At 36.8% G+C, this 380-nt stretch carries 1 protein-coding gene; it reads right to left on the bottom strand.

The features are described from left to right. Positions 1 to 100: 100 nt before the first annotated feature. On the bottom strand, positions 101 to 380 hold a 280-nt coding region (locus E3E36_RS12810), incomplete at its 5' end, for a HisA/HisF-related TIM barrel protein (RefSeq protein WP_240911877.1).

The raw sequence follows: 380 nt of genomic DNA, 5'->3' as shown, positions 1-380 counted from the left end.
AAATTTTAATTTTTACCACGGAGGTCACAAAGGGTTACACAAAGTTCACGGAGTTTTATTTATGTTCTTTGTGCAGCACTTAGATTACTTTGTGGTTAAACTACATTCTCATTGCTATATGTTGTTCTTTCAAATATTGCTTCAAATCAGGAATAGCTATTTCTTTAAAATGAAAAATGCTTGCTGCCAAAGCTGCATCTGCATTTGCTTGTTGAAACACATCTACAAAATGCTGCATGGTTCCGCCGCCGCCGCTTGCAATAACAGGTACAGCAAGGTTTTCAGCCAATTGCTTAGTTATATCTAATGCAAAACCCTGTTTGGTTCCATCATTATTCATACTGGTTAATAATATTTCGCCTGCACCTAAATCGACTGCT

The organism is Thermococcus sp. M36 (assembly GCF_012027355.1).
Taxonomy (GTDB): domain Archaea; phylum Methanobacteriota_B; class Thermococci; order Thermococcales; family Thermococcaceae; genus Thermococcus.
This window is presented reverse-complemented; position numbering and strand designations above follow the sequence as displayed.